Here is a 9,524-nt window from a genome sequence, read left to right as displayed (position 1 = left end):
CCGGTGGGCGGGGCGATGACACCACCACACGCCCCCGACACGGCGGTCGCTCCGCAGCCCGGGGTCAGGACCGGGAGCAGGGTTCCCGCCTGGTGCTTCCTGGTGACGCTGGTGGCCGCGATCCTGATGGAGTTCGCCACGACGTACTGGGCGACGGGCCTGGTGATCGAACAGACCGGTGCTGGTGCGGGCATCGCTGCGGCGACGACCGCAGGGCTGGTGGCGGGAATGTCCGCGATCCGGTTCGTCGTCGGGCCCCTCTCGCTCCGGGTGCCGCCCGCCATGCTGCTCGCTGTCGCGTTCGTCGTGGCGATCGGCGGGTGGGCGATCCTCTGGACCGCGACCACGCCGTGGGTGGCGATGGCCGGGCTGGTGGTGGCGGGGTTCGGGTACGGCGCCACCTACCCGTTGTCGATCGCGCTCCTGCTGGCGACGGCCCCCGGGCGAGCCGACGCGACCCAGGCGCGCGCGACGCTCGTCGGGGGTCTGGCGATCGGGGTGGGGCCGTTCGCCCTGGGGGCGTTGTCCGACGTCGTCGGGACGCACCAGGCGTTCCTTGTGGTGCCCGTCGTCGCAGTGGTGGGCGCGGTCGGCGCTGTGGTGGGCGGACGAGCGGTCCGCGGCGAACCTGTGCCCGTGGTGGAGCCCGTCCCGGATGTCGCGGCGGATCGATAACGATTTCGGTCATGACAGGCTTACGCCATGTCCTTCCAGCACCGGCGCGCTGACGCCGTCGTCACCGTCCTCGGCCCCGACGGCCGCCCGCTCGCCGACACCGACGTCGTTGTCGCCCAGGAGCGGCACGCGTTCCTCTTCGGCAACATCGGCTTCGACTTCGTCGCGCTCGCGAACGGGGAGGGCGAAGCGGCCGCGCCGCCCGCGTTCGGCGGTGCGTCGGTCGCGTCGGCCGCCGCGCTCGCGGACCTCTGGCTCGACGTGTTCAACGCCGCGACCCTGCCGTTCTACTGGGGCGGCTTCGAGCCGGTGCGCGGCCACCCGGACACCACCCGGATGCTGACCGCCGCGCGCTGGTTCGCCGACCGCGGCGTGGTCGTCAAGGGACACCCGCTGGCGTGGCACACCGTATGCGCGCCGTGGCTGCTCGACCTGAGCACCGACGAGATCGCCGACGTCCAGGACGCGCGGATCCGTCGTGAGGTCGCGGACTTCGCCGGGGTGATCGACACCTGGGACGTGATCAACGAGGTCGTGATCATGCCGGTGTTCGACAAGGAGCCCAACGGGCTGACGCGGCTGGCGTGGGACCGCGGCCGCATCCCGACGATCCGCCTGGCGTTCGACGCGGCCCGCCAGACCAACCCGTCGGCGACCCTGCTGCTGAACGACTTCGACATGTCGACCGCGTACGAGTGCCTCATCGAGGGCGTGCTCGAGGCAGGGATCCAGGTCGACGCCCTCGGCCTGCAGAGCCACATGCACCAGGGGTACTGGGGTGAGGAGAAGATGCTGGCGACCCTCGACAGGTTCGCGCGCTTCGGCCTGCCGCTGCACCTGACCGAGACCACGCTGCTGTCCGGCGAGCTCATGCCGGCGCACATCGAGGACCTCAACGACCACCAGGTCGCGTCGTGGCCCTCGACGCCCGAGGGTGAGGCGCGCCAGGCCGACGAGGTCGAGCGGCACTACCGGACGCTGATCGGGCACCCCGCGGTGCAGGCGGCGACGTACTGGGGGATCACCGACGAGGGCGCGTGGCTGGGCGCGCCCGGCGGGCTCGTGCGCGCGGACGGCACGCCCAAGCCCGCGTACGACGCGCTGCGGCGCCTGGTGAAGGACGAGTGGTGGCTGGCGCCGACGACGCTGCGGACGAACTCCGCCGGGCGTGTGCCCGTGAGCGGGTTCCGCGGGGTGTACACCGTCGACGGTCAGCCCTTCGATCTCGACGACGGGGAGGTCGTCGTCCGGCTGGAAGGATGAGCGGGTGCCCGTCGCCTCCGTCCAGCCCGTCACCGACCCCGCCGACGAGCGCCTCGCCGACTACGTCTCGCTGACCGACGTCGCGCTGCGCTCGCGGCAGGAGCCCGCCAAGGGCCTCTACATCGCCGAGAGCTCCACGGTCCTCGGCCGCGCGCTCGCCGCCGGGCACCGACCGCGGTCCGTCCTGCTGTCGCCGCGCTGGCTGCCGGACCTGGAGCGGCTGCTGGCGACCCTGCCGGCCGACGACACCGAGGTCCCCGTCTACGTCGCCGAGGAGCCCGTGCTCGAGGCGATCACCGGGTTCCACGTCCACCGCGGAGCGCTCGCCGCGATGCACCGGCCGCCGCTCGAGCCGGTGTCGACCCTTCTTGCGGGAGCGCGGCGGGTGGCCGTGCTGGAGGACATCGTCGACCACACCAACGTCGGCGCCGCCTTCCGCTCCGCGGCAGCGCTGGGCGTGGACGCCGTGCTCGTGACGCCGCGGTGCGCCGACCCGCTCTACCGCCGGTCCGTCCGCGTCTCGATGGGCACGGTGTTCCAGGTGCCCTGGACGCGGATCGACCCCTGGCCCGAGGGCATCTCCGCGCTGCGCGACGCCGGGTTCGTCACCGCGGCGCTGGCCCTGTCCGACGACTCGATCACGCTCGACGAGCTGGTCGCCGACCCGCCCGAGCGGCTCGCCCTGGTGCTCGGGGCCGAGGGGCACGGGCTCAAGCCGGTGACGGTGGCGCAGTCCGACCTGGTGGTGCGGATCCCGATGGCCGGCGGCGTGGACTCGCTCAACGTCGCGGCGGCCGCTGCGGTCGCGTTCTGGGCGACCCGGGCCTGAYTCACACCACGTCGTCGCGCGGCAGCGTGTAGCGCAGGAAGCCCATGGTCCGCGCCCACGTCTCCCGCCGGGCGTGCGCCGTGAGCACCGGGTCGCCGCCGTAGCGGAACGTGACCCCCGGACCGGGGCCTTGGCTCGTCGCGATGCCACCGGGCGGCCCGGCGATCATGTGGCCGGCGCTGTCGAGCACGACGTTCGCCCAGGGATAGGGGTGCTCGGCCAGGCGGTCGGCGGCGACCTGGTGGTACGCCGGGGAGTCCCACATCTGGTCGTCGCCGGCGGCCACCAGCAGGACGCCGCCGCGGATGCGCTCGACCGGGATGCTCACGCGCTCCAGCTCGTCGGGGTCCGTCGGGAGCGGGGCGAACCCGTTGCGCAGCGCGATCGGGTCGTGGCGCTCGATCGCCTCCTGGAGCTCGGGCGTGACCGCGTACGGCAGGAACGGCAGCGGCTCGCCGACCACGGTCCAGGCCGGGCCCGACGACCGCAGGATCCGGTCCAGCCGACCCGCGTCGTAGTCGATGCCGGCGGTGACGACCCCGCTGCCGACGACGCTGACCACCGACCCGACCCGCTCGTCGCGGCTGCCCACCAGGAGCGCTGCCTCGCCGCCGCGGGAGCCGCCGAGCAGCCCGATCGAGCCCGGTCCGAACCCCTGCGCCTCGAGCAGGTCGATCGCCCGGGTGAAGTACTCGAGCGGCACGTCGACGAGCGTGTTCGGCACCCCCGGCGCACCGAAGTAGGCCAGGGCGAGCGCGACGAAGCCCTCCTCGGCGAGCGCGACGGCGTCCCGTTCGTGCATCCCGCCCTCGGACCCGCCGATCACCACGACGGCACGCTCGGCGCCCGCTGCCGGCCGTGCCAGCACGCCCGCGATCCCGTGCGCGCGACACACGGTCCTGTCCCTGATGACGCGGTGGGTGGTCCGGCTCATGCCGCGCACCCTAGCGAGAGGCGCTGACGTCAGCGGTGCTGGCCCTGATGGCCGCGCGGCAGGCGGCAGGCTCGACCGGCGCGGGGGAGCCAGGCGCCGCACGCGGTCTCTGCCTCGTGCTCGGGGGCCGCCACGGGGAGGTCGACGGCGTTCCCCGGCTCCGCGTCGGGGGCGATCCCCGGTTCCGCGACGAGGTCGAGCAGCTCCGTGGCGACGTAGACGGTGCGGGTGCGGTCGGCCTTCCTGTCGGTGCGCAGCACCCCCGCCGCGGCGAGGGAGTCGAGGGCGTTGCGCGCCGCGACGCCGGTGATCTCGTACCGGGCCGCCACGGACGCCGCGTCGAGCACGGGGTGTGTGGGGAGGTCGGCGACCACGCGGTGCGCGACGCCGCGCCGGACGCGGCCGGTCGGCGACCTGTCCCGCAGGTAGGCGTCGAGGGTGTCGGTCTGCCGGCTCTGCCAGTCCGTCACCTGACCCGAGAGGGCGAGCGCGTCGGCGGCCGCCGCGACGACCGCCTCGGCGACGACCGTCACGATCGCGGCGCCCTGGTCGCCGCGGCGGTAGGTGTCGAGCGCGGCGTAGTAGCGCTCGCGGTCGCGGAACAGCGCGGTGCTGACGGGCAGGGTGATCCGCGGCGCGACGCCGTAGCGGGCCAGGACGGTCCCGATGAGGACCCGGCCGGCGCGGCCGTTGCCGTCGGCGAAGGGGTGGATGGTCTCCAGCTGCGCGTGCGCGAGGGCGGCAGCGAGGACAGGGCGGTGCCGACGGGACGCCAGGTAGGCGTCGAGGTCGTCGAGCAGACCGGGGACGAGCTCGTGCGGAGGCGCGTTGTAGTGCGCCTCGAGGGGGGTCCGGCCGCCGATCCACACCGGTTCGGTGCGGACGCCCGCGTGCCGCGGTGCGATCAGCCTCTGGAGCTCTACGGCGTCCCACACGAGCGACACGTCGGGGTCCAGAGCGCGCTCCACCGACTCCCGCACCGCGTGCAGAGTGCGGGCGACGGTGACGGCGGACTCGCGGCCGCGCGCCACGAAGTCCGCGACGGCCACCGCGCGAGGCGTCGGCTCGTACCCCTCGATGAGGGAGGACGCGGCCGCTTCCGAGCGGACCAGCAGGTCGCCGATCTGCCCGAGGCCGGCGTGCGCGGCGAGGTCGGCCGCCTCCCGGGCGCGGCTCTCCGCCTCGTCGAGGAGCTCCGTCGTGCCGGCGTCGAGGTGCACGTCGAGGCCGAGCAGCGAGTCGGGGACAAACGCCTGGTAGCTGCCCGAGCGGGTGAACCGGCGAGGGACCCCGTCGGTCGCGCGTGGTGTCCACTGCTGCGTGACGTAGGTGCCCATGCCCACCTCCCCGACGGCGTCGTAAACTTGCCTCCGATGCTACTCGAAGAAAGTTTATGCTAGGGCGAGGCCCTCGATGACGCCCACGCCCGGCGCTCGGGCCAGGAGCGCCCCGGGGAGCGCGATCTTCGACCGGCGTACTCCGCTGCCGATGATCACGGTCGGCCCGGCCGCGGGATCGTCCACGGCGACGCGACCGTCCACCAGGACGCGGTAGCGGGCGGGCAGCCCGAGCGGGGTGATGCCGCCGTACTCCATGCCCGACTCCTCGACCGCGCGGTCCATGGGCAGGAACGACGCCTTGCGGACGTCGAGGAGCCGCTTGACCGTGGAGTTCACGTCCGCACGGGTGGTCGCCCGGACGACCGCTGCGGCCACCCGTTCCTCGCCCTCGCGCCGACCCGCGACGAGCACGCAGTTGGCCGATGCGGCAGGCGGCAGCTGGTAGGCCTCGGTCAGTGCGGCGGTGTCCGCGAGGTCGGGGTCGATCTCCGTGACGAGCACCGCCTCGGCCACCGTCGGGTCGGTCGCGGCCCACGCCTCGATCGCCGCGAGCGTGGGGACGGCGAGCAGGTCGGGGCGGTCGAGCGCGCGCACCCAGGTCAGCGTGCCGAGCGTCACTGCTGGTAGGTCCCGACGAGGACCGCCCGCGCGAGCGTGTGGAAGGTGACCGCGGTGTTCGCGGCGCCCGGCATGGCGTCCGGGCCGAGTCCGAGGGAGGGCACGTCGAGGGCGTGCACGACGAAGAAGTAGCGGTGCACCTGGTCCCCCGGCGGGGGCGCGGCGCCGACGTAGCGGGCCTGGCCGTCGTCGCCGCGCAGGGCGAACGCACCCGCGGGCAGGTCGGCGCCTCGGGCGAGCGAGGTAGTGGTGGCGGGCACGTCCGCGACGGTCCAGTGCCACCACCCGGCCGGGCCGGGCGCGTCCGGGTCGAAGCAGCTGATCAGGAACGACCGCGTGGCGTCGGGGAAGCCCTCCCAGGACAGCTGCGGTGAGAGGTTGCTGCCTGCGTCGGTGTTCGTGTGCACGTCCGGCAGGCGCTCGCCCGCCCGGAAGTCGTCGCTGGTCAGCGTGAAGTCGGGGACCGCCGGGAGCAGCGAGTAGGGGTCGGGCGCGACGGGACGGGTGAGGTTCACGGGCATGGCGACATCATTCCGCGGGGACCAGCGGCGCGCGCGGGATCGGCGCGGGCTCGTGCCGGCCGAGGACCGCCCGCGCGGGCAGGAGCCGGTCGAGGCCCACCAGGACGAGGCCCAGCACGAAGAACCCGACGCCGTAGATGAGCACGTTGAGCACCAGCCCGTCGTAGCCCAGCTCCGCGACGTCGACGAAGCCGTAGGGGTAGTCGCTGGTGGGGCTCAGCAGGCCGCGGACCGTGCTGAACGTGCAGTACGCCACCGGGTAGAGCAGCCAGTACGCGGCGGTGCGGATGCGCAGGCGGCGGTGCGGGACCAGGAGCAGGAAGTGCACGAACGTCGCGATGGGCGTCAGGCGGTGCACGAGCTGGTCGTGGGTGAGCCCGAGGGCGATGACCTCCTCGCCCGGAGGGGCGGGGTCGAGGATCAGGTACGAGACCAGCCCGGTGATGAGCAGGAAGAGCGTCACCGCACCGAACAGCCACGGCGGCGGCTCGGCACGCCGGGCGAGCACGGCGATGCCGCCCCAGAGCATCACCACGGCCAGCATCAGGTTCGACTGGTTGGTGAAGTAGACGTAGTCCTCGAGGTCGAACGTCACGCCGGTGCTCGGCGCCCAGAACAGTGCGAGGAACGTGATCGCCGCCAGTGCGAGGCGGTAGATCCCGACGACGACTCCCATGACGTGCCCTCCTGGTCGCCGGCGACGCTGCCGGGCGACGAGAACGTAGCCGAGACCTGCGCCATCACCCCTTCGGCACGCCGCGGATTGACAGTGCAGGGAGTGTCAGCGTGTACTGAGATACTTCGAACAGATGTTCGATGAAGGTCTCGAGAGCACCCTCTCATCGGCCGGTCGAGGGGAGGTCCGCAATGTCCGTCGACACCATGTCGCGCGAGGACCGGGTCATGCYCGCACGGGCCGCCCTCGCGCGCGCCGAGCAGCGCACGGGGGCGCGCAGCGTGCTGCCGCTCGGGGGAGTCGTGGAGCCCTCCGCCCCCGTGGTCGCCCTGGTGCCCGACCGGCCCGACGTGCCTGTCGAGCAGCCCACCGCCGGCATCATCACCAGCGAGCGCCCCCCGATGGCGGTCCCGCCGCCGCTGGCCCCGATCCTGCCCGAGGGGCTGCGTCGTGGAGGCACCACGRTGGTCACGGGATCGACGTCGCTGGTGCTGGCCATGCTCGCCCACGCGTGCGCCGGCGGAGCGTGGGCGGCCGTCGTCGGCCAGCCGACCATCGGCCTGCTCGCCGCGTCCCAGGCGGGGGTGTCGCTCGACCGGCTGGCCGTGGTGCCGCGCCCCGGCCTCGAGGCCCCGACCGTGGTGGCCGCGCTGCTCGACGGTGTCGACGTGGTGGTGGTCGGTCCCGAGGCAGCCCTGACGGACGCGGACCGCAGGAAGCTGTCCGCGCGCGCCCGGGACCGCGGGTCGGTGCTGCTGTCCACCGCCGACTGGCCGGGCGCGGGCGTGGTGCTCACGGTCGAGTCGGGCCGGTGGACGGGGGTCGACGCCGGCGAGGGGCGCTTGCGCACACACGAGATCCGGCTGGTCCGCACAGGACGGGGGAGTGCCGCCGTGCCGCGCGCGCTCGACCTGACCCTGCCGATCGGTTCGACCGCGGCGCCGCAGGTCGAGGCGCCGGCACCGAGCCTGAGGCTCGTCGGATGAGCACGCGCACGACCGTCCTGTGGGTCCCGGACTGGCCCGTGGTGGCCGCGGCGACGTCCGAGGAGGTGCCGCCGCACGTGCCGACCGCCGTGCACGACGGGCGGCAGCTCACCGCGGTGTCGGCGCTCGCCCGGGCGGAGGGGGTGCGCCGGGGGATGCGGCGGCGGCAGGCGCAGGGGGTCTGCCCCGAGCTGGTGCTGCTGCCCGCGGACGACGCCCGGGACGTGCGGCTGTTCGAGCCGGTCGCGGCGGCGGCAGAGACCGTGGTGGCGGGCATCGAGGTGGTCCGCGCCGGGATGCTGCTGCTGCCCGCGGGCGGGGCCAGCCGGTACCACGGGTCGGAGGAGGCGCTCGCGGAGCTGCTCATCGACGCGGTCGCGGCCGGGTCGGGGCACGAGTGCGCGGTGGGCACGGCCGACGGGCTGCTGGCCGCGGTGCTGGCCACCCGGACCGGCGCGGTGGTGCCTGCGGGGGCGTCGGCGGCGTACCTGGCGCCTCGGGCGATGAGCGAGCTGGTGCACGCGGCGGTCACCGACGAGGCCGCCACCGCGGTGGCTCAGCTGGTGGACCTGCTGCACCGCCTGGGGCTGCGGCAGCTCGGGCAGCTCGCCGCCCTGCCGCCCACGGACGTGCACGCCCGCTTCGGCCGGCTGGGCGCGTGGGCGCAGCTGCTCGCACGCGGCGACGACGAACGCCCGCCCGCCCGGCGTCGACCGGAGGCCGACCTCGAGGTGGCCACCGCCCTCGACCCGCCGCTCGACCGGGTCGACTCGGCGACGTTCGCCGGTCGCCGCCTGGCCGAGGAGCTGCACGCGCTGCTCATGCAGCACTCCGTGACGTGCGGCCGCCTGCAGATCGCGGCACGTACCGACGAGGGCACCGACCTGGTGCGCACCTGGCGGACCGACCTGGGCGGCTGGGGCGGGCTGACCCCCGCCCGGATCACCGACCGCATCCGGTGGCAGCTGGAGGGCTGGCTGGCGTCGAGCGCGATCGAGACCGCGCGGAGCCGGGCGGCCGACGACCCCGCCGCCCGCGCCCGCTCGCGGACGGCGCGGGACGCCGTCGCGTCGGGGCGTGACCCGTGGGCGCACGATGACCTGCCGACCAATCCGTGGCCCGACGACGAGTCCCGCCCGGTCACCCTGGTCCACCTCGCGATCACCGCTCTGGACGTCGCCTCCGCGGGCGCCGAGCAGGGGCGGCTGTGGGGCGGACCGTCGGGCGGTGACCTGCGTGCGCACCGAGCGCTCGACCGGGTGCAGGGGATCGTCGGGGGGTCGGGGATCCTCGTCGCGACGCTGCAGGGCGGCCGGGACGTGCGCGACCAGGTGCACCTGCAGCCGTGGGGCGAGCAGACCGAGCCGGCGCGGCCGGTGGACCGGCCCTGGCCCGGGCGGCTGCCCGATCCGGCGCCGGCCACCGTGCTGGACCCGCCCGACCGGGTGGACGTGCGCGACGCCAGCGGGGAACCCGTGGTGCTCGACGTGCGCAGCGGGATGAGCAGGGAGCCGGCGTGGGTGCGGTGGCTGCCGCGGGAGTTCGACGACGACCGTGTGGCACGCCCAGACCGGCGCAGGGGTGCCCCGCATGGGCGCGAGGCACCCGTGGACGCGTCACGTGGGCGTCGTCGGGCCGAGCCGTGGGACGTCGCTGTCGAGCGGGCGCGGTCCGCCGCCGCC

General features: G+C 74.7%; 10 protein-coding genes. 5 read left to right on the top strand and 5 right to left on the bottom strand.

Features of this window, described 5'->3' with window-relative positions:
• From AC1DUQ_RS11170 to AC1DUQ_RS11160, 3 genes are all read left to right on the top strand, one after another.
• On the top strand, nucleotides 1-675 hold a 675-nt coding region (locus tag AC1DUQ_RS11170), incomplete at its 5' end, for an MFS transporter (protein WP_477073801.1).
• A 27-nt stretch (nucleotides 676-702) separates the two neighbouring features.
• Complete coding sequence (locus AC1DUQ_RS11165) at nucleotides 703-1,938, top strand: endo-1,4-beta-xylanase (protein ID WP_477062825.1); 1,236 nt, start codon at nucleotides 703-705, stop codon at nucleotides 1,936-1,938.
• A gap of 4 nt (nucleotides 1,939-1,942) precedes the next feature.
• Nucleotides 1,943-2,767 carry a TrmH family RNA methyltransferase gene (locus AC1DUQ_RS11160; RefSeq protein ID WP_477073800.1) on the top strand — a complete coding sequence of 275 codons (825 nt, stop codon included), beginning with the start codon at nucleotides 1,943-1,945 and terminating at the stop codon, nucleotides 2,765-2,767.
• 1 nt (nucleotide 2,768) lies between these two features.
• Here AC1DUQ_RS11160 and AC1DUQ_RS11155 read toward each other — a convergent pair whose 3' ends face one another.
• The 5 genes from AC1DUQ_RS11155 to AC1DUQ_RS11135 are packed head-to-tail and all read right to left on the bottom strand — an operon-like array spanning nucleotide 2,769 to nucleotide 6,856.
• The gene (locus AC1DUQ_RS11155) at nucleotides 2,769-3,701 is read right to left on the bottom strand and encodes an alpha/beta hydrolase (protein ID WP_477062827.1); all 933 of its coding nucleotides are present in this window, start codon (nucleotides 3,699-3,701) and stop codon (nucleotides 2,769-2,771) included.
• A 29-nt stretch (nucleotides 3,702-3,730) separates the two neighbouring features.
• The gene (locus AC1DUQ_RS11150) at nucleotides 3,731-5,038 is read right to left on the bottom strand and encodes a Fic family protein (RefSeq protein ID WP_477062828.1); all 1,308 of its coding nucleotides are present in this window, start codon (nucleotides 5,036-5,038) and stop codon (nucleotides 3,731-3,733) included.
• Between the two features lie 54 nt (nucleotides 5,039-5,092).
• Complete coding sequence (locus AC1DUQ_RS11145) at nucleotides 5,093-5,635, bottom strand: YbaK/EbsC family protein (protein ID WP_477062829.1); 543 nt, start codon at nucleotides 5,633-5,635, stop codon at nucleotides 5,093-5,095.
• 20 nt (nucleotides 5,636-5,655) lie between these two features.
• Nucleotides 5,656-6,180, bottom strand: a complete 525-nt coding sequence (locus AC1DUQ_RS11140) for a YbhB/YbcL family Raf kinase inhibitor-like protein (protein ID WP_477062830.1) — start codon at nucleotides 6,178-6,180, stop codon at nucleotides 5,656-5,658.
• Nucleotides 6,181-6,187: 7 nt separating this feature from the next.
• The gene (locus AC1DUQ_RS11135; RefSeq protein WP_477062831.1) at nucleotides 6,188-6,856 is read right to left on the bottom strand and encodes a Pr6Pr family membrane protein; all 669 of its coding nucleotides are present in this window, start codon (nucleotides 6,854-6,856) and stop codon (nucleotides 6,188-6,190) included.
• 191 nt (nucleotides 6,857-7,047) lie between these two features.
• Between AC1DUQ_RS11135 and AC1DUQ_RS11130 the strand changes: the two genes are divergently transcribed.
• A complete protein-coding gene (locus AC1DUQ_RS11130; RefSeq protein ID WP_477073799.1) occupies nucleotides 7,048-7,842 on the top strand; it encodes a hypothetical protein in 795 nt (264 codons plus the stop codon).
• On the top strand, nucleotides 7,839-9,524 hold a 1,686-nt coding region (locus AC1DUQ_RS11125; RefSeq protein WP_477073798.1), incomplete at its 3' end, for a DNA polymerase Y family protein. The genes AC1DUQ_RS11130 and AC1DUQ_RS11125, both read left to right, overlap by 4 nt.

It is taken from the genome of Cellulomonas sp. P4_B5_2 (assembly GCF_056402235.1).
The sequence above is the reverse complement of the archived record's forward strand: the minus strand, read 5'-3'. Positions and strand labels throughout refer to the sequence as shown.